This is a genomic window from Microvirgula curvata (genome assembly GCF_054781615.1).
Map to the genome: position 1 here is coordinate 138,957 of NZ_BAAGUB010000011.1, position 20,491 is coordinate 159,447.

Consider the following 20,491-nt stretch of genomic DNA (forward strand, 5'->3'; position numbering starts at 1 on the left):
GCAAGCCGCCTGCCCCGGGCGGCTTTTTTATGGGAGATCGCCATGCGCATCCTCACCCGCCTGCGCTCGCTGTTCCACCGTCTGGCCGAGCGGTTCCGCCTGCACCGACCGGCCACGGCGCCCGTCATCACGCTGTGCAGCACCGGCCGCCCCGTCGGCGGCGGGCCGCGCGAAGTCGCCCGCCGCCGACGCCAGATCGAACGGGGGATGCTGAAATGCAGCCCCACGACCTGAAATACGCGCGCCTGCTCGGCCGGCTGTACAACGCCCCGCTGATGCTGCTGCCCGACAAGGCCGAGGCCCTGCATCAGGCAATGGCTGCGGCCCTGGCCGGCGGGCTCGCCTGGCGGTCCGAGGCAAGCAGTGGCGGCCGGTCGGGTACCGGCGAGCAGCCTGCGCGCAGGCCATACGCAGTCGTCGGCAAGGGCGTCGCCCTGATCCCGGTGTTCGGCCCGCTCGTGCAGCGCGGCGGCTGGCTCGATGCGCTGTGCGGCATGAGCAGCTACGACCGCACCGCGAGTCTGGTCGACCAGGCGATGAACGATCCCGAGGTCAACGCCGTGCTACTCGAAATCGACAGCCCGGGCGGCGAAGTCGCCGGCCTGTTCGCCCTGACCGACCGGCTCAAGGCCATGGGACAGCGCAAACCGGTCTGGAGCTACGCGAACGAAGGCGCCTTCAGCGCCGGCTACGCAATTCCCTGCGCGACCGAGCGGATCTACCTGCCGCGCACCGGCATGGTCGGCAGCGTCGGCGTCATCGCCATGCACGTCGACCAGAGCCAGCGCGACGCCACGCAAGGCTACGTCTACACCCCGATCTTCGCCGGCGAACGCAAGGCCGCCGGTTCGCCCCACGCCCCCCTGGACGATGCGACCCGCGCCGGCATGCAGCACGAAATCGACCGGATCTACGGCATGTTCGTTGACCACGTGGCGATCGGGCGACAGCTCGACCGCCAGGCGGTCATCGACACCCAGGCCGGCCTGCTCAACGCGGATGACGCGGTGGCCGGCCGCTTTGCAGACGGTATCGCGTCGCTGGACGACGTGGTGTCGATGCTCTCCGACGCGGCCAGTCCGCACACCTCTGTTTTCATGAAAGGCACCCAGATGGATCCCCAGGCACAACAACCCGACAACGCAGCACTCAACGCCAGCATCGCCGCCGACGCCAAAGCGGCCGAACGCACCCGCATCGCCGCCATCCTCGACCTGCCGCAGGCCCAGGGCCGCGAAGCACTGGCGCGCAAGCTCGCACTGACCACCGACATGGACGCGGCCGCTGCGGCCGGCCTGCTCGACGTCACGCCGCAGGCCAGCGCCGCCGCGCCGGCCCCGGCCAATCCGTTCGTCAGCGCCATGCAGGCGCTCGGCAACCCGCAGGTCGGCGCCGGCGGCCAGGCCGAACAGGACCCGGCTCAAACCGCCGCCAGCCTCGGTGCCGCCATCGCCGCCCTCGCTTAAGGACCACCATGCACGCCCAACTGAAAACCGAAGGCAGTTACCAGCCCGTCGCCCTGCTGTCGGGCGACGCCGCCAGCGCCCACCTGAAACCGGTCGTCGTCCTCGCCGGTCAGGCCCTGTCCGCCGGCGCAGTGCTCGGCACCATCACCGCCAGCAAGAAAGTTCTGCTGTCACTGGCCGCCGCCAGCGACGGCTCGGAAAAACCCGACCTGATCCTCGCCCACGACGTGGATGCCAGCGCCGGCGACACCGACGCGCTGGCCTACTTCACTGGCCCGTTCAACAGCCAGGCACTGACACTCGGCACCGGCCACAGCCTCGCCAGCGTATTCGAGCCGCTGCGCGCCAAAGGCATTTACCTCGACTGACCGGAGCCCCTCATGGATATCTTTACCACTGCCGTACTGGCGCAAGTCGTCGCCAACCTCAAGCGTCCGAAGCTGTTCCTGCTGAACAGCTTCTTCAAACTGGAACAGCGCGAAACCACCGAAGAAATTCACTTCGAGGTCGAACACGGCCGGCGCACGATTGCGCCGTTCGTCTCGCCGCTGAGCGCCGGCAAGGTCATCGCCAGCGAAGGCAGCACGGTCGTTTCCCTGAAGCCGGCCTACGTAAAAACGAAGACCCCTTTCAACGCCAATGACGCGATGCGCCGCGCCATCGGCGAGCAGATCGGCGGCGTGATGAGCCCGGAACAACGTGTTCAGGCCAATCTGGCCCGCACGCTGTCCGACCACGTCATGCAGATCGACCGCCGCCAGGAATGGATGGCCGCCCGCGCGATGATCGACGGCAAGTACACCATCGTCGGCGAGAAATACCCGGCCAAGCTGATCGACTTCCAGCGCGACCCGGCGCTGCGCGTGGTCAAGGGCACGGGCAGCAAGTGGTCCGACAACGGCGTCAATCCGCTCGACGACCTGCAGGACTGGGCGCTGCTGGTGGCGCAGAAATCGGGCGTCTACCCGAGCGAAGTCGTCATGGACCCGAACGCGTGGAAGCGCTTCCGCGACAACCCGGCGGTCAAGGAACGCTGGAACAGCCTGAACGGCAACATCAGCGGACTGACCCCGGCCGCGGCCGGCGACGGCGGCAAGTTCATGGGCAGCATCGACGGCTTCGACATCTACACCTACGCCGACTGGTACGTCGACCCGGTCGACAACCAGGAAAAACCGATGCTGCCGATCGGCAGCGTGCTGCTGTCGTCGGCCGACGGCCTGCAAGGCTACCGCGCCTTCGGCGTCATCCGTGACGAAGAAGCCGGCTTCCAGCCGCTGCCCTACTTCCCGAAGAGCTGGGTCGAAAAAGACCCGTCGGTGCGCTGGCTGCTGACCCAGTCCGCGCCGCTGGTGGTGCCGTACCGCATCAACGCCTCGCTGTCGGCCACCGTGCTGTAAGGAGCCCGCCATGAAAATCACGCTGCTGTGCCGCTACGAGCACAAAAATGGCGTCGCCGTCGCCGGCGAGCTGATTGAGGTCAGTGACGACGAAGCACGCCGGCTGGTCGACGAGCTCGGCCTGGCCGAGAAAGTCGGCAAGGCGGGCAAGTTCTCCGGGAAGCCGGCGCCGGCCGATGATCCCGGCACGGATCCTAACAACCCCGAGGTCCCGGCATGACCTGGGCGGATGAGCAGGCCGCCGCCTTCAATGAACTGGCCGACACCTTCGGCGCCACGGCGAGCTGGGCTCCGTCCCTGGGCGGCGAGCCGGTTGACAGCCAGCCGGTCCTGTTCGAATCACCGACCCGGGGTATCGGCATCGACGCCCCGGGCGATGGTCTCAACACCCGCTTCGACATCACCGACTTCGTACTGACCGCCGAGGCCCGCGCCTTTACGGGGCTCAAGACTGCGGTCGATTCGGGCCGGGCCGAGGTCCTGACCATCGCCGAAGACGGCCGGGAAACCGGCCGTTTCCACGTGCGCAGCGTGCGTCATGTCGGCGACGGCAAGCTGATCGAGGTCCGGCTCTCCGACATTCTGGACTCTGCTCATGCTCAACAAGATCGAGGACAGCCTGATCCGGCGGTTGCGCGACTCCTTGCCGGACGCGGTTGAAGTCATCCCGCTCCCGGACACCGTCGAGGGAATCGCAAGGCCGTTCGCAACCGGCCAGATCTGCGTCTACTACGCGGGCCTGAACGGACGGCCGCAGCCGAGCACAACCGGCAGCATCGAGTCCCGGCGCCAGATCTGGCAACTGCTGCTGCGTCACCGCCACCGTCGTCAGGATGGCGGCCTGCACGGGTTGATCGACTCGGCGCGCTACCTGCTGACCGGATTCCTGCCGGCCGGCGCAGCCGGACGGCTGCAGCTCGAAGAGGAAAGCGTGCCCGAGCCGCTCGATGGCGTCTGGGTCTCGTTCCTGACGCTGTCCTGCCCTGTACCCGTTCTGCATCTGGAAGACCCCGAAGCCGGGCCGCGTCTGGTCCGGCTCGAATGGGAAGGCCAGGTGCAGCCACCCAATTTCAAGGAGTCTCCATGAAATACCGCTATACCGGCCCGGTTTCGGGGCTGGACGTACCCGAACGGGGCGAAGTCGTCCTGGTCAACGGCGGGGAATACGACCTGCCCGCAGACAGCGATGCTGTTCGTCGTCTGGTGAAACTCGGCCATCTGCAACCTGTCACGGAGAGCATTCCCGATGCCGGCTAATTATCTGCACGGTGTGGAAACCATTCGCATCGACAAAAGCCCGCGCGCCGTCCAGGTGGTCAAAAGTGCGGTCATCGGCCTGATCGGCTGCGCACCAACCGGCCCCGTCAACGAACCGACCCTGTGCCTGAATGACGGGGATGCTGCGGCATTCGGTCCGCTGTTGAGCGGATTCAGCGTGCCCGACGCCCTGGACGCCATCTATGCCCAGGGTGCCGGCACCGTCATCGTCATCAACGTGCTGGATCCGTCTATCCACAAATCGCTGGTCACCAACGAGTCCGCCCAGTTCAACGCGGCGACCGGCCGGCTGAAAACGGCGCATCCGGCCATCGCCGACCTGGTCGTGCATCCGGCGGACGGCTCGGCCCCCTACACAGCCGGCGCCGACTACAGCGTAGATGCGGTCAGCGGCACCATCGACCGGCTGCCCGGTGGACGTATCCCGGCCGGTGCCACGACGGTCAGGCTCGACTACAGTCATGCGGACCCCTCCCTGGTTACACCGGGTGACCTGATTGGCGCCATTGATGCGATGACAGGCAAGCGCAGCGGCATGAAGCTGCTCGACGACACCTTCCAGAAATTCGGCTTCTTCCCGAAGATCCTGATCGCCCCCGGCTACGCGAGCCTGGCCTCGGTGTCCGGCGAACTGACCGCCTGGGGTGCCAGGCTCGGTGCCAAGACGCTGATCGATGCGCCGATCGGCACCAGCCGCACCGTCGCTATTGCCATGCGCGGCCCGACGGTCGCCAACTCGCCGTTCAACACGTCGAGCCGGGCGGCCATCCTCTGCTACCCGCACGTCAAGGTCTACGACCGATCGACCGACAGCAACCGCCTGCAGCCGCTTTCGGCACGGCTGGCCGGCGTCATGGCTGCCCGCGACTTCGAAAAGGGCTACTGGTGGAGCCCATCCAATACCGAAATCAAGGGCATCGTCGGTCTCGAATTCGAGTTATCGGCGCGTATTGACGATGCCCAGAGCGACGTCAATCTGCTGAACGAGGCCGGCATCGTGACTGTGTTCAACTCGTTCGGCAGCGGCTTCCGCGTTTGGGGCAACCGTTGCGCAAACTGGCCGAGCGAGACCGGGCTGACCACCTTCATTCCGGTCACCCGTACCCAAGATGTCATCGACGAATCGCTGCGCTACAACGCACTGCAGTACGCAGACAGGCCCTTCAACCAGGCGCTGATCGACATCATCACCGAGTCAACTAACAAGTTCATGAGCAAGCTCAAGGGCGACGAGGCCGTTCTCGGCGGCGTGTGCTGGTTCGACCCGGCCCGGCAGACGGAAACCGAACTGGCCAACGGTCACGCCGTCTTCAGCTACAAATTCACCCCGCCGCCGCCATTCGAGCGCGGCACGTTTGAAAGCGAACTAACCAGCGAATACCTGGTCAGCCTGAAAGGCAGCCAATGATCCTCGAAGAAATCCGGGAAGGCGTGGTCTACGTCAACGGCACCAGCTACTTCGGCGCCGCCGAAACAGTCAAGTTGCCCGAAATCCAGTTCCGCACCACCGAGCGCAAGCCGACCGGCGGCATCGGCGTCATCGAACTGCCGGGTGGCGGCGTGGACAAAATGGAAATGGAAATCAGCTGGCGCAGCTACGACAGCGGCCTAGCCGGCTCCGTGTTCAATCCGCGTGCCGCCACCGCCCTGATGATCCGCTCGGTCAAGCGCACCTTTGACGCCAGCGGCGCCATCAGCAGCGAAGAGGCCGTCGTCACCCACGTCACCGTCGTACCGAAATCATTCGGTCTGGGCGAGCACAAGAGCGGCGAATCAATCGAGGTTCCGAACAAATTTGCCGTCCATGCGATCAAGCAAATCGTCGGCAAAAAAGAGCTGGTGAATATCGACGTCATTAACCAGATCATGGTCATTGGTGGCCAAGATCTGCTGGCCAACCTGCGCAGCATTCTGGGGATTTAAATCATGAGCACCCGTACGAACGAAACGACCGAACAGACAACCGGGACTAAATCCGAACAGCCGGGCATCCTGCTCAGAGACGGCCGCCTGGCCGTGGTCGTGCCGGCACTGGGCCGCCATATCCGTCAGGCCCGCCGCATGGCGGCAGAAGCCAGCCACGACTACATGTTTGCTCTGATCGCACAGGTGGCCACCATCAATGGCCAGGCCATCGTTGCGGAAGACCTCGACGCCATGCCGGGTGCCGATGTCGTGAAACTGATGGAGGAAGTGCAGGGAAATTTGCAGTAGAGGCGCATCCAGCCCTCCTCTCCATCATGCACCTGATTGCGACGACAGGCTGGACAGCGGCGGAGGTGGATGCCCTTCCTGCTGCCGAGCTGGTTTTCTGGTGCGGGCAGGCTGTCGAGTATCACAACCACTTGAACCGGCCACCGGTGTAAGGTTACCGTTCTCCATTTTCAGGAAATTGTCATGAAGTGGCTTGCTGCGGCATTCCTGTCGCTTGTCCTGTTGGGGTGCTCCGGCGAAAAAGCACAGACCTTTACACGGCCGAACTGGCAGCATGATGCCATCGTCGCGGCCCCCGGCACTGCCTCGCGCGAAGTGCAGCAGGATGTTGATGCCAAGGGGCGCAAGGAAGTCCGCTACCTGTACCAGCCGGACGGCAAGCCCGGTTTCCAGATTGAGCTGGATGGCGATAAACGTGTCGAGCAGGTGGTCATCGGCTTCAATCAGTTCAGGGATGCCGGGTTCGAGCAGGACAATGCCGCCGTCAAAGCCATGGCAAAGCAGACCCTCGCTGTACTGACGGGCAGCGATGGCCGGGAAACCGATGCGCTGATCGAAGCGGGGAAAGGCGATGGCGGGATTGCGGCCAAACGCCGCGAGATCAACGGTGTGGAAATCATTCCCAACACCGATGGCGCCATGGTGATGTGGACTCTGCAACGCCCGGCAAACGCCGTGGCTGATATCGACAAGCCCACCGGGCCGACCGCTATCCCCACGCTTGGCATCTCGACGGCAATGGTCAAGGCCGCAATCGATGGTTACGCTGAAAACTACCAGCACGGTGCCATGAAGGACGGCACGCCCACCCTGATGATCAAGCTGCAACATCAGGGCCAGATCGAACTGGTTGGTGACAGCGACAACCTTGCCCTGGTGTCGGTACTCATTCCGGCCGGTGGCGATGAAGCAACATTGCTCAAGAACATGGCCCGGCTGCTCGCCGTGCTGAACGTGGCATGCCCGGAAATGCAGGCCAAACTGACCCCGGCCGCATGGATGCAGGAACGTCTGGCTGAAACTAAGACCGATGGAAAAGGCCGCAAGGACTTCGCCCGCACGGAAGACTTCGGCACCAAGCGGGTGTACTACCACGCCAGGATCAGGGACGGACAGATCCGCGTCACCGTTGCACACCAGAGTGCGCCTGCCTCGCTGATACCGTAAGCGAGCAGGATCTGCACTAGCCACTACACGAACCCTCAAGCCCAAGGCCCGATGGCGAACAACCATCGGGCCTTGGCATATCTGCACGCCGCCATCTGGCGGTTTTTTTGGGAGTACGCCATGAACATGATCCAGTTCGGCATCGTATTGAAAGCGTTCGACCAGATGTCTGGTGTGTTTGGCGGCGCGGCCAACAAATCGATGGGGGCCATCAACAGGCTGGACGCGCGCGTTGGCGCCCTGTCTTCCCGCCTCGAAAAAATGGGCACCCGGGCCATGGGAGATGGCGCTCTGCTGACAGGCATGATGCAGAAGCCAATCGAGGCATTTGTTGCGGCGGAAGATGCCGCAGCACGTCTGAACGCCACCATGCTGAAGGCTGGCGGGGTCGCCGACCCGCAATTCAACAAAATGATCGGTCTTGGCAAAAAGCTCGGCGCATCGCTGCCGGGCTCCGACACCGAGTACATCAAGATGCTGCAAACCATGCAGGAAGAAGGCATCAAGACAACCGCCATCCTTGGCGGACTGGGTGAGGCATCGGCAAAATTCAAGGTCATCATGGGGGACAAGGTGACGGCTGACGGTGCAGCCAAGCTGACTGCCCAGCTTTCCGATGCCCTGCAGGCGAAGGAAAGCGAGATGGAGTCGGTGATGGATTACGCCGCCCGCTTGCAGGGGGTGGGCGCCAATGCCGATTACAGTCTCGGCTTCTTCAGCAAGGCTTCGGCGTCACTCAGCCTGACCAAGAAATCCGGTATCGGCGCAATGACAGAAATGGCGCCGATTGCGGCCATGGCAGCCAACGGCAGCATGGAAGCCGGGTCGGCCGGCGGAACGTTCAACAAGCTGCTCTCCGCTACACTGGACGGCAAAAAGATGGAGAAGGCTAACCGCCTGATGGCCGCCAGCGGGCAACGCCTTGATTTTGTCGGGAAGGATGGCAATTTCCTCGGCATCGGCAACTTCATCTCCCAGATCGAAAAACTCAACAAGCTGAACGACACGCAACTGACGGCAGTCACCAAAGAGCTTTTCGGCGACGACACCGAGAACAAACAACTGCTCAATATCCTTCGCCAAAAAGGCGTGGACGGTTACAACGAGTATGCCGAGCGGATGGCCGAGCAAGCAAAGCTGGCCGATCGTATCAAGGTGATACAGGGAACGCTGGGCAACAAATGGGAAGCTGCCATGGGGGGCTTCTCATCCAATTTGGTTACGCTTGGTGAATCGCTTTCACCGGCACTGAATAGCCTGGTCGACATATTTGACTCAGCCAACACCGCCTTGTCCGGAGTAATGAAAGAGTACCCAAACCTGACAAAGGCACTGAGTGTCGGCGTGGCAGGTATTGGCGGCGGATTACTGGTCCTTGGTGCAACCGCCATGGTTGCAAGTACGGCCCTCAAGGGCCTGGGCTTTGTGCTCGGCCCGCTGGCAAAACTCGGCGGACTGTTCGGCAAGAAAGGCGGTGCGGCCGGCAAGGCCGCTGAAGCGGCGGCCGGCATGGCGGTTCAGCGCGTCTGGGTCACAAACTGGCCTGGCAGCGGCTTCGATGCCGGTGGACCTGACGGCGGAGGCGGCAAGCGGAAGCCTGCCGCCACTGGCCGTAGCCGGATGTCGCGGCTTGGCGGCGGGATCAAGACTGCAGGCCGCTTCCTCGGACGTAACGCTGGCGGGCTGCTGGCCGTCGGCGCCTCGATGTATCAGGCATACGACACCTACCAGAACGCCAAGACCAGCAAGGACAAGGGCGCCGGCTATGGCGGCGCGGCGGGGAGCCTCGCCGGCGGACTGGCCGGTGCCAAGGCTGGCGCCCTGATCGGTGCGCTGGGTGGCCCGATCGGCATTGCGCTCGGCGGGCTGATCGGCGGCGCCATTGGCACCTTTGCCGGCCAGAAGCTCGGCGCCTACGCCGGCGGCAAACTGGCGGCCGGCGAACCCACACCCCTCGCCAGAACCGGCACGCCCCCGGTGACGGCGCCACGTGCCGCCGGGCTGGGGGCGCCAGCCGGACCAGTACCGGCTCCGGTGCCGCTGAACCCGGCCGCCCGGCAGCAGGCTGGCGCCACGCCACCGGTTGGCAAGACCGTCGTGCCACAGGTCAGCCTGACCTACAACCCGTCACTAATCATCCAGGGCGACCCGATCCCGGGCACGGCCGAGAAGTTCAAGGCCATGCTCAACGCACACCGCGACGAGCTCCTGCGCCTGGTCAACCAGGCGGTAGAGAACAAGGCGCGTACCGCCTATTAAGGATGTCCCCCATGTTTGCACTGCTGGGCACGATCCAGTTCAAGCTGATCACCTACTTCGACGGCATCGAGGTCAACAAGGCGACCAAGTTCGCCCGGCATGAAGTGCTGGACGGCAAGCCGATCCTGCAGCGCACCGGCGACGAGCTGGATGAGATCAGCATAGAACTGGCGTTTCACGACTACTACTGCGACCCGGCCACCGAACTGAAACGGCTCGATGACGCACGACTGGCGGCCGAAGCCATGCCGCTGATCTGGGGCAACGGCGTGGTCGAAGGCCAGTTCGTGATCGAGAAACTGCGCGTGACCGGGCAGACCGCCACCCGCTTCGGCGAACTAACCTCGGTGTCCGCCTCGGTCAGCCTGATCGAATACGTCGAGCCGCAGGTGCCGGTCGAAGCGGCCAGGGCGCGCAAGAAACAGAAAGCACCGGCCCGCAAGAAGGGCCGGAGCAAGAAGGTAACTGGCACCAAGGTCACCCGCCCCGGCACGACCACCATTAAGAACAAGGACGGGGTCGAATTCACCAAAATCACCCGGAACTGACATGGACTATCTGGAACACCTGACCCGTGACGGTGACCGCTGGGACCTGCTGGCCTGGCACTACTACGGCGACGCGGCGCTGATAAACCCGATCATCGATGCCAATCCGCAGTTGCGCCTGCTGCCGACACTGGGCGCCGGTCTGACGGTGCGGATTCCGGTGCTGGAGGACGACGAGCCAATGCTGAGCAAGGAAGAACTGCCGCCATGGAAACGGTGACCACCCACAAGACCGGGCCGCGACGCCTGGTCTTTTTCATTCGCTACGAAGGCCGCGACATCACCGCCGACATCAGCCGAGACTTCATCCGCCTGGTCTACCAGGACAAGCGCAGCGGCGAAGCTGACGAACTGGAAATCGTGCTGGAGAACAGCCACGGCCGCTGGACCCATGGCTGGTACCCGGAGAAAGGCGACCTGATCGTCGCCAGCTTCGGCTACGCCGGCGAAGCCATGCTGCCGTGCGGCACCTTCGAGGTCGACGAGTGCGAACTCAGCGGCCCGCCGGATGAAGTGTCGATCAAGGCCATCGCGTCCGGCATCACCCGCGCAGTACGGACCCGGCAGACCCGGGCCTACAACGGCCAGACCCTGGCCAGCGTCGCGCGCCAGGTTGCACAGCGCAATGGCCTGAGCCTGGTCGGCGACCCGGAACCGGTGCAGCTGGAACGGCTGACCCAGAATCAGGAAACCGACCTCGGCTTCCTGAAGCGGATCGCCGAGCAGTACGGCCACATGGTGTCGGTACGCGGCGAGCAACTGTTCGTCGCGCCGCTGTCGGCGGTCGACGACCGCGACGCGGTACTGACCATCAGCCAGCGCCAGCAACTGAAAAGTTACCGTATCCGCGACAAGACCAACGCCACCTACAAGAGCGTGTCGGTCACCTACCTTGATCCGAAAACCCGCAAGCTGGTCGAACACACTGAGCAGGCCAAAACCACCAAGCGCAAGCGCGGTGACAAGGTCATCGAGGACAAGGCCGACACCCTGAAGCTGAACACCCGGGCCGAGAGCAAGCAGCAGGCTGTCGCTATGGCAAAAGCCGCCCTGCGCGACAAGAACCTGAAAGCGGTCGAAGGCGAGTTCACGCTGGTCGGCGACCCGCGCCTGCTGTCCGGCAACACGCTGAACATCTCCTGCCTCGGCAAACTCGACGGCGACTACCTGCTGTCGGAAGCCCGCCACAACATCACCCGCAGCAGCGGCTGGGACGTCTCGGTGACCGGCCAGCGGCTGCGTACCCATGCCGAATCCAGTGCGGCGGCGAAGAAACGGAAACTCACATGATTCTTGCAAACATCCAGTCCGCCGACTGGTCACTGGCGCTGGGCGAACAGGGTGCGGTCGTCGAGGACTTGGACGACATTGACCAGTGCATCCGCATCCTGCTCGGCACCCGTCCGGGCGATGTGCCGCTGGAGCCGCTGTTCGGCTGCAATGCCTGGCAGTGGATCGACGCCCCTATCGAGACCGCCCTGCCCCATGTGGTCGGCGACGTCCGGGCCGCGCTGCTGATGTGGGAACCGCGTATTGAAATCATCGGCATCACGCTGGCGCCGGGCGACGACGGCAGCCATTGGCGCATCCGGGTGAACTGGCGGCCGGTCGATGGCCGCGAAAACCGTACAACGGAGGTCCACCATGGACGCGCCACCTGATTTTATCGAACGGAGTCCCGACACCATCGTGGCCGAAATGGTGGCTGATATCGAATCGCGGTCAGGCAAGACGCTGTACCCGGCACAGCCGGAACGGCTGCTGATCGACTTCATGGCGTACCGGGAATCCTTGCTGCGCTCGGCCGTACAGGATGCCGCCAGTTTGAACCTGGTGCGATTCAGCCGAGACAAAATCCTTGATGAATTGGCGACGGATCGCGGCATGCAACGGATGCCGGCCTATGCGGCCGGCTGCACGCTCGAATTCTGCTTGCCAGCCGTGCATTCGGCCGCCGTCCGGATTCCTGCCGGCACTGTCGTCGCCACCGGGGACGGTGCCGTGTCAGTCGTTACACGCACAGCGGCCGTGCTGCCGGCCGGTCGCCTGACCGTCAGCGTGCCGGCCTCGGCGCAGGACGCCGGGACGGCCGGTAACGGGTATGTGCCTGGCCAGATCAGTCAGTTGGTCAGCATCCTGCCGGATGCACCGGCCGGCCTGACAGTCACAAACACCAGCGCCACAGAGGGTGGCGCCGACGCCGAGACCGATGCGCGACTCCAGCAGCGGCTGTTGCTGGCGTTCGATAGCTACAGTGTCGGCGGTCCGGCCCCGGCCTACCGGATCATGGCCATGAACCAGCATCCGGACGTGATCTCGGTCGCGGTGGTATCGCACGATCCCGGTATTGTGACCTTGTACCCGTTAACGTCTGATGGTCCTGCGGGTCCGACCGTGCTGGCTGCAGTGCAGCGCGGCGTCAGCGCTGACGAGGTTCGCGTACTGAGCGATACGGTACGCACCGTGCCACCGGTTGCCCGACCCTATGCTGTACGCGGACGGCTGACCCTGCGGCCCGGGGCGGATCCGGCCACCGTGCTCGCACAGGCAGAGTCGGCAGTCCGGGACCTGGTTGACCGCATGGCCGGCGAGATGGGAGGGGACATCGTGCCCAGCCAGTTCATCGGTGTGCTGCAGCCGCTGGTTCACCGTGTTGAGCTGGACGAGCCGGCGTCATTCAGCACCTGCGAGTCCTGGCATTGGCGACAGTGCACAGGCATCGACTTGCGGCAGGCGGGCTGACCATGACAGACGCGTTGATTGACCTGCCCGCCGTCCTGGCTGCCGATGCAAGATTTGCGGCTCTGGCCCAGATGTGGGGCTCCCGACTGGCTGCCATTGACCCGCAGGACGTCATTGTGCGCTGGATCGACCATGTAGACGCCTCGCTGCTCCCGATTCTGGCAGAGGAGTACAGCCTGCTGGATGACGGCTGGGAACTGGCGGATACCGAATCAAAACAGCGGGCACTGCTCAAGCTCTCCAGTCAGCTGCACCGCCGAAAGGGAACGCCGTGGGCCGTCAAGGCGGCGTTAGCCACTATCGGCTATCCGGTGCTGGATCTGATCGAACAGCGGGCCAGCCATGATGCGTGGGTGGCCGCAGGCGGGCTGACGCTGAATGGCGACTGGCTAACAGATGGCCATTCCACACTGGATCCGCCTGCCAGTATCGGTCCGCTGGTCCGCCACGCCCGACTTAACCACTGGGCTGAGTACTCAATCCGCCTCAATGTCGCTGATGGCGAGTGGACGCGCGAGCAGCAGCGCCGCATCCGCGCCACCGCCGAACGGTACGCACCGGTGCGGTCGCGGCTGGTCGCCCTGATCACGGCGGTCCGGCTGGCATTCGACGCCCGCATCCGCCTGACCGGCTATCGCGGCCGCGTGCATACCCGCCTCGACCGCTGCCGGCGTCTGAGTGCGCACAACCGCACGACGCTCGACGGCTGCTGGCTGCTCGATGGCGACGACGCCCCGCTGATGCTGGCCGGCTGGCCGCTCGACGGCCGCCGCCTGCACGGACGCACACCGACTGGCCGGCCGCTCAATGCCGGCGCGATGTCGCTGCGCACCCGCCTGCGCCAGCGTATTCGTTCCAGCCTCGGCGGGTCGCGCACACGCACGGTCACGCTCGGCGGCAGGTTCGCCCGGCTCGATGGCCGCACCCGACTGTCCGAATCCACGCTCGGCGACGGCTGGACGCTCGCCAGTGGCCGCTCGCTGGGCGATGCCACGCTGGACCGCATCGCGGCGCCACGGCTCGACGGCACGTGGCTGCTCGGCGGTGAGACCGGCCAGCCGGGGCTGTGGTTCACCGGCACCCTGACCATTCGCCGTAATGGCATCACTACCACGGAGGCCATCTGATGGCTCAACAGGCTATCGCTGTTTCGCACACGTACCGGCACCAGGTCGCGCTCGCCGCGGCCGCCGGCACCGCCATTCCGAAAACCGCGTGGATGGCATTCGGCCGTAGCGACCGACCGTATGCGCCGGAGACCGATTTCGCGCTCGGCGACGAGTTCGTGCGCGTACCGGTCACGACACAGGTCGACGGCCCGACGCTGATCGCGTCCGGCGTCCTGACCGGCGAGGCTGCCGGGGGCAACACACTGCGCGAGGTCGGCGTGTTCACCGCCGACGGCACGCTGATGGGCCGCCGCGTGCTGGCCCCCAAATCGTTCGAGCCCGACACCGAGTTCGAGGTCGAACTCGTTTTTGAATACTGAGAGGCACCATGACCCAGACCACGCTGACCCCGTCCGACGCCCCGGCGCTGACGACCTCGCTGCCGGCGCTGACCACCAGCAGCGTCGCCCACCCGGATACCTGGAATCCGACCCATCAGGCGCTGCTCGACAACGACGCCTATCTGAATGCCACCCTGGCGTCGCTGAGCGACAGCACGGACACCCGCGTCGGCGAGCTTGATGCGCGCGTGTCGGGCGTCGAGGCGACCAGCAGCGTGGCTGTCCAGCGCGCGGTCAGCCTCGACTGGCTGTATCGCGGCAACCGCGTCGCATTCGAGCTGTTCACGCCCGGCTATACGCTGATCGACCTCGCGCCGGTCCCGGTGACCGGTGGTGTCAATGGTGACGACTCGCTCGATGTGGCCAGTACCGCCAGCCTGCGCGTCGGTGATTACTATGTGCTGGCTGATGCTGGCGGCACTGCAGCTCTGGTCCTGGTGTCGGCCATCCTGTCGGCGACCCGCCTGCGCCTGAGTGCCAACCTCAGCCGCGACTGGACGGCCGGCGCGACCCTGTCGCGGTCGAGCCTCGACGTGCGCGGTGCCGCAAACGCGGTGGCCGCCGTTGGCGACCTCTACCTGAGCCGCCCGGTCAATATCGGCACCGACCTCGACGGCGGTGCCGTCGTGCTGCGCCGCACGCTGAATGCCGGCGAGGCGCGGCTCTACTACCGCGATGCGTACCAGACGGCCTGGCGCGAGTGCGGCTGGTCGGTGCGTCGCCAGGGCGATGGCGTGCCGGCCGGATTTGCCGACTACGAATACATGCTGCCGATGCGTGGCGATGGCGCGCTGCGCCTCGACATCACCGGCGAGCCGATGACGATTCACCATCTGGTCGCGCTCGGTGCGCCGACCGGCCTCGGCGGGTTCATCAACCCGGCCCAGCGCCCCAATACCCCGACCCTCAGCGTGCCAGCTGCTGCTGCCGCCGGCATCATGGAGCGGCCGACGCTGGCGCTGGCCGGTTACAGCAGCCCGGCCAACAATGCCCAGGCGGCAGTGCAGTTCCAGTTGTCGGTGACGGCGGATTTTGCGGCGGTGCTGCACGACTCCGGCGAACTGCCAGCCGGGCTGTCCTACCCGCTGCCGGCCGGCGTGCTGGCAGTCGGTAAAACCTATCAGGTGCGCGCCCGTGTACGTGACGTGGCCGGCCTGTGGTCGGACTGGTCGGCCGCCAGCGCGTTCACCACCGCTGCGTCGTTCGTCTACGTCGCCACGCCGACGCTGACCGGCCCGGCCATGAACGCGGTCGACATCCCCGAACAGCCGACGCTGGCATCGAGCCCGTTCGCCGTGTCGGGCGCGACCGACACCCATGCGGCCAGCCAGTGGCAGATCCGCAGCGCGGCCGGCAGCTATGCGGCGCCGGTCTGGGACAGCGGGACCGATACCGTCAACAAAACATCGGTTGTGGTGCCGGCCGGCAAACTGCAGCCTGGACAGAACAGCTATTTCCTGCGCGTGCGCCACCAGGGGGCAGCCAAGGGCTGGTCGGACTGGTCGAATGAAATCAGGATCACCACCAAAACCCAGTTTGCCAACGTGATCGGCATCGTGCTGGCGCAGACCGGCGGTGGAGCCGGGACCTGGCGGCGCATCGACGAGAACGGCAATGACCGGGTCACGGATGCGTCGTTTTTTAATACGCACCCGATCTATGGCGCCGTCAGTGACGTGACGATCGACGGGCAGGCGATGGTCCGCATCCCGGCGTTCTATGTGAAGACCGGTACGCTGGCCGCAGGGCCATATGCGGGGCGTCGATTCTGGTCGATCTCGGACCAGCCGCTGCCCGGCTACGCGCTGCACCCGGCATTCATGGTCGATGGGGCGCCGGTCGGGCAGTTCTGGGTCGGCAAGTATCAGGGCACGACGGATGGCACCAAGCTCGGTTCGGCCGCTGGCCTGACGCCGCTGGTGTCGATCGACTTCCCGACCATGCAGGCCCGCGCCGCGGCCCGAAACACCGGCGGCGTGACTGGCTTCGCGCTGTGGAACTACTACCAGCTCGAGGCGATCCAGCTGCTCGCGCTGATCGAGATGGGCGGCGCTGACAGCCAGACCCTGATCGGTCGGGGTCACGCCGGCGGCTTGTACGCGCAGGCCACCGACAATGCCACCGTGGCGCAGGCCACCTGGCGCGGCATCGTCGGCCTGTGGGGCAACGTGTGGCAGATGGTGGACGGCCTGCAGACCGATGCCAGCAGCAAGTACAAGATCTGGGACAAGAACGGCAACCGGACCTGGATCACCACCGGCCAGATCGCCCCGGCCTCCGGCACTTATCCGGTGACGTTCTCGACCGACAGCGGCGCAAGCCACGACCTGTCCGTCGGATTCGTGCCGGCCACCAGTGACGGCACCGCCGCCAACGGCAGCACTGGCGACAACTACTACCAGAGCCACAACTGCGTCGCCTATCACGGTGGCGGCTGGAGCGACGGCGCGAACGCCGGCTTGTTCTATCTGTACGTCAACAACGCTTCGTCGAGCTCCGGCCCGTACCTCGGCGGCCGTCTCGCAAAGGTGTAACCCATGAAAATTGAAAACCATACCCTGATCCTCGGCGAGACCCTGCTGCCCCTGCCGCATCTCGCCACCCCGGCCACCGTTGATGTCTGGACGGTGCCGACCGACTACCGTGCCGACGGCTATTTTGTCGCCGTGACCCCGGCCGGCCGGCCGCCGGAAATTCCGGCCTGCGCGATGGCCGATACCGAGTACCTCGGTCAGCTCGCGCTGGCGCCGAATGACGACGCGCTGCTCGATGCAGCGCGGCAGGCGGCACTGGCCCGCATCAATGCCGCATGCAGCGCAGCACTGGCCGCGCTGGCCGCCAGCTACCCGGACGGCGAGGTCACCAGCTGGGCGCAGCAGGTGCGCGAGGCTGAGGCGCTGGCGCACGATGCCGGGGCCGACACGCCGCTGCTGTCGGCGATTGCCGGTGCACGCGGGCTGACCGTGGCCGTGCTGGCCGAGCGGGTGCAGGCCAAGGCCGCTGCCTATGCGCTGGCGTCCGGTGCGCTGATCGGCCGCCGCCAGGCTGCCGAGGACCGCATTGCGGCCGCCGGGACGCTGGATCAGGTGCAGGAGGTGACGTGGTGACCTGGCGCTATCGGCTCGATACGGCCTACACCCTCAAATCCCCGCACCTCGCGGGGATTTGCTTTTGCAACGAGTGGCTGCGGATTGGCGACGGCGCGCTGACCATTCCGGCCGGTTACGCCTGGGACGGCTGCAGCCCCGCCTGGCGTGTGCCGGGCGGTCTGTGGCTCGGGACGCCGGATGGTCCGCCCGGCATCGACGGCCGGCCGCCGACCTTCTATCCGAGCCTGGTGCATGACGCGCTGTGCCAGTTCGCCGCCGATGTGCCGGTGACCCGGGCCGCGACCGTGGCACTGTTCCACGACATGTTGCGCGCAGCCGGCATGCCGGCCTGGTGTGCCGCGCTGTATGCAGCCGCGGTACGTGCATTCGGCCCGGCTGCGTTCGGTGGCGATCCGCACCCGGCGGCCTGACTGTTGTCCTGAATCCATCCCCGCCGTGTGCGGGGTTTTTCTTTCCATCGGAGAATTCCATGCCCGGAAACGGCAGTTTTTACCATGGTGTGACCGTTACCCTGGTCGATACCGGCTCGCGCACCATTGCGCTGCCGTCGTCGTCGATCATTGGCCTGACTGACACCTATACCCCCGGCCCTGACCTCGCCCAGCCGAACAAGCCGGTCAAAATCACCACGCTGCGTGAGGGTGCCGCTGCGTTTGGCAACGACAGTGCCATCTACCGCGCGCTGAAAGGCATTTTTGCCCAATCCTCTGCGGCGGTTTCGGTGGTCGGCGTGGCGAAGGCGGCCGACACGGCAGCGCAGACCAGCGCCATCATCGGCGGCATTGCTGCCAGCGGCGCGCGTACCGGCATGCAGGCACATCTGGATGCCAAATCGCTGCTGAATCTGGCCCCGCGGCTGCTGGTCAGCCCGGGCCACAGCTCGATTCAGGCGGTGGCCGCATCGAGTCAGGTTATTGCCGACAAGTTGCGCGCCATCTCGATCATCGACGGGCCGAACACGGACGACGATGTCGCCATTGCCTATGCCAAAAATTTCGGCAGCAAACGGCTGTACCTGGTCGATCCCGGCGTGCGGGTGTGGGACACCACCAGCAATGCCGAGGTCGACGTGCCGGCCTCGGCTGCCGTCGCTGGTCTGTTCGCCCGAACCGATGCCGAGGTTGGATTCTGGGCCAGTCCGTCCAACCGCGAACTGAGCGAGGTGATCGGCACCGGGCGCCCGATCGAATACCTGTACGGCGATGCGACCTGCCGCGCCAACCTGCTGAACGAAGCCCACGTCACCACCATCATCCGCGAGGGCGGCTTCCGACTGTGGGGTAACCGCACGCTGTCGGCTGATCCGAAATGGTCGTTTGTCACCCGCGTGCGCACCACCGACATGGTGATGGATGCGATCCTCGCCGGCCACCAATGGGCGGTCGACCGCGGCATCACCAAAACCTATGTGCGGGACGTTACTGACGGCCTGAATGCGTTCATGCGTGATCTGCGACGTGCAGGCGCCGTCATCAATTTCGAGTGTTTCCCTGACCCGGAACTGAACACCGCCAGCCAGCTGGAAGAGGGGCGCGTGTACTGGAACATCCGCTTCACCGATGTGCCGCCGGCTGAAAACCCCAACTTCCGTGTCGAGGTGACCAACCAGTGGATCACCGAAGTGCTCGGCGAATAAGGACTGACCATGATTCCGCAAACCCTCACTAACCTGAACCTGTTCGTCGATGGCCGCGGCTATGCCGCCAAGGTCATGGAAATCCAGCTGCCGAAGCTCAAGCGGAAAACGGAGGCTTATCGCGCCGGCGGCATGGATGCCGAGATCGATATGCCGGTCGGTCTGGAAAAGCTCGAAGGGGGGTTCACCCTGAGCGGCATCGACCGTGAAGCGCTGTCCTTCTTCGGCATCGGCGACGGTACGCAATTCAACGGGCGATTCCACGGATCGATGCGCGACCAGAAGGGGGCCGTTGTCGCCGTCATCGTCACCTGGCGCGGGCTGCTGACCGAGGTCGACATGGGGAGTTGGAAACCGGGAGACAAATCGGAGACCAAATACACCGCGACACTCAGCTATTACAAGCTCGAGGTCGGCCCGGTAGTGGTCTACGAGATCGACCCGGTTAACAGCATCCGCATCATCGACGGTACCGACGAGCTGGCCGCCGAACGCGCTGCCATCGGCCTGTAACCCCACGCATTTCCCCCAACCACGTACAGCCCGCGCCGCGGGCTGTACGCATTCCTGATGGAGTCAACATGAAACTGAGAATCACCCTGTCCAGCCCGATCGAAATCAACGGCATCAGGACCGACACGCTGTACATGCGCGAGCCGACGGTGGGCGACCAGCTTGACAGCGAAAAGCTGGCGAAAGATGCCGGCGAGCGTGAGTTGCGGATGTTCTCCCTGTTGTGCGAATGCGCACCTGATGACCTGAGACGGTTGACGATCCGCGACCTGGAACGCATGCAGAAAGCCTATCTTCGGCTTCTGGCCGATGACGATCCTGCCGGTAACGCAGTGGTGGAAGTTGTCCCGTAGGTTGATGCGAGATCATGGCTGGCCGCGGTCGGAAATCCGTGCCGTACCGGTCAGCGAGGTGCTGGAGTGGCTGACGAACGACGGTTAGCGATGGCGTGACCACAGCCAGCTCACCACCAGCGCCAGAACGACCAGCGGTAGGCCGAAAACCAGTATGCCGGCCATTGCACCATACATCAGGTGGCCGGCTTGCCAGCCACCTGTCATCCCTGCGTGCACGGCGCCAATGCCCGCCATCAGGGCAATGGCGAGCCAGCCTGTCAGGTCAAACCATTTATCTGCAGTCATCGGAGAT

Annotated in this window: 27 protein-coding genes; 26 read left to right on the forward strand and 1 reads right to left on the reverse strand. The window is 65.0% G+C overall.

Translation table 11 applies throughout. The annotated features are described in order from the left end of the window. Window positions 1–42: 42 nt before the first annotated feature. From ACYVG8_RS06415 to ACYVG8_RS06540, 26 genes are all read left to right on the forward strand, one after another. Window positions 43–234 carry a hypothetical protein gene (locus tag ACYVG8_RS06415; protein WP_460745216.1) on the forward strand — a complete coding sequence of 64 codons (192 nt, stop codon included), beginning with the start codon at window positions 43–45 and terminating at the stop codon, window positions 232–234. Further along, a complete protein-coding gene (locus ACYVG8_RS06420; protein ID WP_051529098.1) occupies window positions 216–1,466 on the forward strand; it encodes a S49 family peptidase in 1,251 nt (416 codons plus the stop codon). The genes ACYVG8_RS06415 and ACYVG8_RS06420 overlap by 19 nt, the downstream gene beginning before the upstream one ends. A gap of 8 nt (window positions 1,467–1,474) precedes the next feature. Beyond that, a complete protein-coding gene (locus tag ACYVG8_RS06425; RefSeq protein WP_028500645.1) occupies window positions 1,475–1,834 on the forward strand; it encodes a head decoration protein in 360 nt (119 codons plus the stop codon). A 12-nt stretch (window positions 1,835–1,846) separates the two neighbouring features. Then, window positions 1,847–2,866, forward strand: a complete 1,020-nt coding sequence (locus ACYVG8_RS06430) for a major capsid protein (RefSeq protein ID WP_028500644.1) — start codon at window positions 1,847–1,849, stop codon at window positions 2,864–2,866. A gap of 10 nt (window positions 2,867–2,876) precedes the next feature. Further along, entirely contained in the window at window positions 2,877–3,086 is a 210-nt protein-coding gene (locus tag ACYVG8_RS06435; RefSeq protein ID WP_028500643.1) for a hypothetical protein, read from the forward strand. After that, window positions 3,083–3,526: a hypothetical protein gene (locus ACYVG8_RS06440; protein WP_028500642.1), complete on the forward strand. Its 444-nt coding sequence runs from the start codon at window positions 3,083–3,085 to the stop codon at window positions 3,524–3,526. Before ACYVG8_RS06435 ends, ACYVG8_RS06440 begins: the two co-directional genes overlap by 4 nt. Beyond that, a complete protein-coding gene (locus ACYVG8_RS06445; protein WP_084300415.1) occupies window positions 3,462–3,953 on the forward strand; it encodes a Gp37 family protein in 492 nt (163 codons plus the stop codon). The genes ACYVG8_RS06440 and ACYVG8_RS06445 overlap by 65 nt, the downstream gene beginning before the upstream one ends. After that, window positions 3,950–4,123 (forward strand): hypothetical protein, encoded by a 174-nt coding sequence (locus tag ACYVG8_RS06450; protein ID WP_156952614.1) that lies wholly within the window; start codon window positions 3,950–3,952, stop codon window positions 4,121–4,123. The genes ACYVG8_RS06445 and ACYVG8_RS06450 overlap by 4 nt, the downstream gene beginning before the upstream one ends. Beyond that, complete coding sequence (locus ACYVG8_RS06455; RefSeq protein WP_460745217.1) at window positions 4,113–5,552, forward strand: phage tail sheath subtilisin-like domain-containing protein; 1,440 nt, start codon at window positions 4,113–4,115, stop codon at window positions 5,550–5,552. The genes ACYVG8_RS06450 and ACYVG8_RS06455 overlap by 11 nt, the downstream gene beginning before the upstream one ends. Beyond that, window positions 5,549–6,067: a phage major tail tube protein gene (locus ACYVG8_RS06460; RefSeq protein WP_460745218.1), complete on the forward strand. Its 519-nt coding sequence runs from the start codon at window positions 5,549–5,551 to the stop codon at window positions 6,065–6,067. The genes ACYVG8_RS06455 and ACYVG8_RS06460 overlap by 4 nt, the downstream gene beginning before the upstream one ends. Window positions 6,068–6,070: 3 nt before the next feature. After that, window positions 6,071–6,358 carry a hypothetical protein gene (locus ACYVG8_RS06465; RefSeq protein WP_460745219.1) on the forward strand — a complete coding sequence of 96 codons (288 nt, stop codon included), beginning with the start codon at window positions 6,071–6,073 and terminating at the stop codon, window positions 6,356–6,358. Window positions 6,359–6,541: 183 nt separating this feature from the next. Next, window positions 6,542–7,525, forward strand: coding sequence for a hypothetical protein (locus tag ACYVG8_RS06470; RefSeq protein WP_460745220.1), 984 nt, complete (start codon window positions 6,542–6,544; stop codon window positions 7,523–7,525). A gap of 51 nt (window positions 7,526–7,576) precedes the next feature. Then, window positions 7,577–9,784, forward strand: coding sequence for a phage tail tape measure protein (locus ACYVG8_RS06475; protein WP_460745221.1), 2,208 nt, complete (start codon window positions 7,577–7,579; stop codon window positions 9,782–9,784). Between the two features lie 11 nt (window positions 9,785–9,795). Continuing rightward, complete coding sequence (locus ACYVG8_RS06480; protein WP_460745222.1) at window positions 9,796–10,332, forward strand: phage tail protein; 537 nt, start codon at window positions 9,796–9,798, stop codon at window positions 10,330–10,332. Between the two features lies 1 nt (window position 10,333). Next, complete coding sequence (locus tag ACYVG8_RS06485) at window positions 10,334–10,552, forward strand: tail protein X (RefSeq protein WP_460745223.1); 219 nt, start codon at window positions 10,334–10,336, stop codon at window positions 10,550–10,552. Continuing rightward, window positions 10,540–11,622 carry a phage late control D family protein gene (locus tag ACYVG8_RS06490; RefSeq protein ID WP_460745224.1) on the forward strand — a complete coding sequence of 361 codons (1,083 nt, stop codon included), beginning with the start codon at window positions 10,540–10,542 and terminating at the stop codon, window positions 11,620–11,622. Before ACYVG8_RS06485 ends, ACYVG8_RS06490 begins: the two co-directional genes overlap by 13 nt. Next, window positions 11,619–11,993, forward strand: a complete 375-nt coding sequence (locus ACYVG8_RS06495; protein WP_028500633.1) for a GPW/gp25 family protein — start codon at window positions 11,619–11,621, stop codon at window positions 11,991–11,993. Before ACYVG8_RS06490 ends, ACYVG8_RS06495 begins: the two co-directional genes overlap by 4 nt. Further along, window positions 11,944–13,074, forward strand: coding sequence for a baseplate assembly protein (locus ACYVG8_RS06500; protein WP_460745225.1), 1,131 nt, complete (start codon window positions 11,944–11,946; stop codon window positions 13,072–13,074). The genes ACYVG8_RS06495 and ACYVG8_RS06500 overlap by 50 nt, the downstream gene beginning before the upstream one ends. A 2-nt stretch (window positions 13,075–13,076) precedes the next feature. Beyond that, window positions 13,077–14,201, forward strand: coding sequence for a phage tail protein (locus ACYVG8_RS06505; RefSeq protein ID WP_460745226.1), 1,125 nt, complete (start codon window positions 13,077–13,079; stop codon window positions 14,199–14,201). Then, on the forward strand, window positions 14,201–14,563 hold the full coding sequence (locus ACYVG8_RS06510) for a hypothetical protein (protein ID WP_460745227.1): 363 nt from the start codon (window positions 14,201–14,203) through the stop codon (window positions 14,561–14,563). The genes ACYVG8_RS06505 and ACYVG8_RS06510 overlap by 1 nt, the downstream gene beginning before the upstream one ends. A gap of 8 nt (window positions 14,564–14,571) precedes the next feature. Next, window positions 14,572–17,118 carry a hypothetical protein gene (locus ACYVG8_RS06515; RefSeq protein ID WP_460745228.1) on the forward strand — a complete coding sequence of 849 codons (2,547 nt, stop codon included), beginning with the start codon at window positions 14,572–14,574 and terminating at the stop codon, window positions 17,116–17,118. A gap of 3 nt (window positions 17,119–17,121) precedes the next feature. Further along, window positions 17,122–17,691 carry a hypothetical protein gene (locus ACYVG8_RS06520; RefSeq protein ID WP_460745229.1) on the forward strand — a complete coding sequence of 190 codons (570 nt, stop codon included), beginning with the start codon at window positions 17,122–17,124 and terminating at the stop codon, window positions 17,689–17,691. Beyond that, entirely contained in the window at window positions 17,688–18,104 is a 417-nt protein-coding gene (locus ACYVG8_RS06525) for a hypothetical protein (protein WP_107890392.1), read from the forward strand. Before ACYVG8_RS06520 ends, ACYVG8_RS06525 begins: the two co-directional genes overlap by 4 nt. 59 nt (window positions 18,105–18,163) lie before the next feature. Next, window positions 18,164–19,330 carry a phage tail sheath subtilisin-like domain-containing protein gene (locus ACYVG8_RS06530; protein ID WP_107890088.1) on the forward strand — a complete coding sequence of 389 codons (1,167 nt, stop codon included), beginning with the start codon at window positions 18,164–18,166 and terminating at the stop codon, window positions 19,328–19,330. 9 nt (window positions 19,331–19,339) lie between these two features. Further along, a complete protein-coding gene (locus ACYVG8_RS06535) occupies window positions 19,340–19,843 on the forward strand; it encodes a phage major tail tube protein (protein ID WP_460745230.1) in 504 nt (167 codons plus the stop codon). A 68-nt stretch (window positions 19,844–19,911) separates the two neighbouring features. Then, window positions 19,912–20,196, forward strand: a complete 285-nt coding sequence (locus ACYVG8_RS06540) for a phage tail assembly protein (RefSeq protein WP_107890086.1) — start codon at window positions 19,912–19,914, stop codon at window positions 20,194–20,196. A gap of 84 nt (window positions 20,197–20,280) precedes the next feature. Here the strand turns inward: ACYVG8_RS06540 and ACYVG8_RS06545 are convergent, their stop codons facing one another. Further along, on the reverse strand, window positions 20,281–20,484 hold the full coding sequence (locus tag ACYVG8_RS06545; RefSeq protein ID WP_107890085.1) for a hypothetical protein: 204 nt from the start codon (window positions 20,482–20,484) through the stop codon (window positions 20,281–20,283). Window positions 20,485–20,491 lie beyond the last annotated feature (7 nt).

Excerpts from the sequence above, each read along its gene's own strand:
- ACYVG8_RS06510 (WP_460745227.1), top strand. The coding sequence starts at position 14,201 with ATGGCTCAACAGGCTATCGCTGTTTCGCACACGTACCGGCACCAGGTC.
- ACYVG8_RS06535 (WP_460745230.1), top strand. The coding sequence starts at position 19,340 with ATGATTCCGCAAACCCTCACTAACCTGAACCTGTTCGTCGATGGCCGC.
- ACYVG8_RS06485 (WP_460745223.1), top strand. The coding sequence starts at position 10,334 with ATGGACTATCTGGAACACCTGACCCGTGACGGTGACCGCTGGGACCTG.
- ACYVG8_RS06475 (WP_460745221.1), top strand. The coding sequence starts at position 7,577 with ATGGCGAACAACCATCGGGCCTTGGCATATCTGCACGCCGCCATCTGG.
- ACYVG8_RS06455 (WP_460745217.1), top strand. The coding sequence starts at position 4,113 with ATGCCGGCTAATTATCTGCACGGTGTGGAAACCATTCGCATCGACAAA.
- ACYVG8_RS06540 (WP_107890086.1), top strand. The coding sequence starts at position 19,912 with ATGAAACTGAGAATCACCCTGTCCAGCCCGATCGAAATCAACGGCATC.
- ACYVG8_RS06435 (WP_028500643.1), top strand. The coding sequence starts at position 2,877 with ATGAAAATCACGCTGCTGTGCCGCTACGAGCACAAAAATGGCGTCGCC.
- ACYVG8_RS06430 (WP_028500644.1), top strand. The coding sequence starts at position 1,847 with ATGGATATCTTTACCACTGCCGTACTGGCGCAAGTCGTCGCCAACCTC.
- ACYVG8_RS06420 (WP_051529098.1), top strand. The coding sequence starts at position 216 with ATGCAGCCCCACGACCTGAAATACGCGCGCCTGCTCGGCCGGCTGTAC.
- ACYVG8_RS06505 (WP_460745226.1), top strand. The coding sequence starts at position 13,077 with ATGACAGACGCGTTGATTGACCTGCCCGCCGTCCTGGCTGCCGATGCA.
- ACYVG8_RS06520 (WP_460745229.1), top strand. The coding sequence starts at position 17,122 with ATGAAAATTGAAAACCATACCCTGATCCTCGGCGAGACCCTGCTGCCC.
- ACYVG8_RS06480 (WP_460745222.1), top strand. The coding sequence starts at position 9,796 with ATGTTTGCACTGCTGGGCACGATCCAGTTCAAGCTGATCACCTACTTC.
- ACYVG8_RS06460 (WP_460745218.1), top strand. The coding sequence starts at position 5,549 with ATGATCCTCGAAGAAATCCGGGAAGGCGTGGTCTACGTCAACGGCACC.
- ACYVG8_RS06450 (WP_156952614.1), top strand. The coding sequence starts at position 3,950 with ATGAAATACCGCTATACCGGCCCGGTTTCGGGGCTGGACGTACCCGAA.
- ACYVG8_RS06425 (WP_028500645.1), top strand. The coding sequence starts at position 1,475 with ATGCACGCCCAACTGAAAACCGAAGGCAGTTACCAGCCCGTCGCCCTG.
- ACYVG8_RS06495 (WP_028500633.1), top strand. The coding sequence starts at position 11,619 with ATGATTCTTGCAAACATCCAGTCCGCCGACTGGTCACTGGCGCTGGGC.
- ACYVG8_RS06490 (WP_460745224.1), top strand. The coding sequence starts at position 10,540 with ATGGAAACGGTGACCACCCACAAGACCGGGCCGCGACGCCTGGTCTTT.
- ACYVG8_RS06445 (WP_084300415.1), top strand. The coding sequence starts at position 3,462 with ATGCTCAACAAGATCGAGGACAGCCTGATCCGGCGGTTGCGCGACTCC.
- ACYVG8_RS06415 (WP_460745216.1), top strand. The coding sequence starts at position 43 with ATGCGCATCCTCACCCGCCTGCGCTCGCTGTTCCACCGTCTGGCCGAG.
- ACYVG8_RS06470 (WP_460745220.1), top strand. The coding sequence starts at position 6,542 with ATGAAGTGGCTTGCTGCGGCATTCCTGTCGCTTGTCCTGTTGGGGTGC.
- ACYVG8_RS06530 (WP_107890088.1), top strand. The coding sequence starts at position 18,164 with ATGCCCGGAAACGGCAGTTTTTACCATGGTGTGACCGTTACCCTGGTC.
- ACYVG8_RS06465 (WP_460745219.1), top strand. The coding sequence starts at position 6,071 with ATGAGCACCCGTACGAACGAAACGACCGAACAGACAACCGGGACTAAA.
- ACYVG8_RS06500 (WP_460745225.1), top strand. The coding sequence starts at position 11,944 with ATGGCCGCGAAAACCGTACAACGGAGGTCCACCATGGACGCGCCACCT.
- ACYVG8_RS06545 (WP_107890085.1), bottom strand. The coding sequence starts at position 20,484 with ATGACTGCAGATAAATGGTTTGACCTGACAGGCTGGCTCGCCATTGCC.
- ACYVG8_RS06515 (WP_460745228.1), top strand. The coding sequence starts at position 14,572 with ATGACCCAGACCACGCTGACCCCGTCCGACGCCCCGGCGCTGACGACC.
- ACYVG8_RS06440 (WP_028500642.1), top strand. The coding sequence starts at position 3,083 with ATGACCTGGGCGGATGAGCAGGCCGCCGCCTTCAATGAACTGGCCGAC.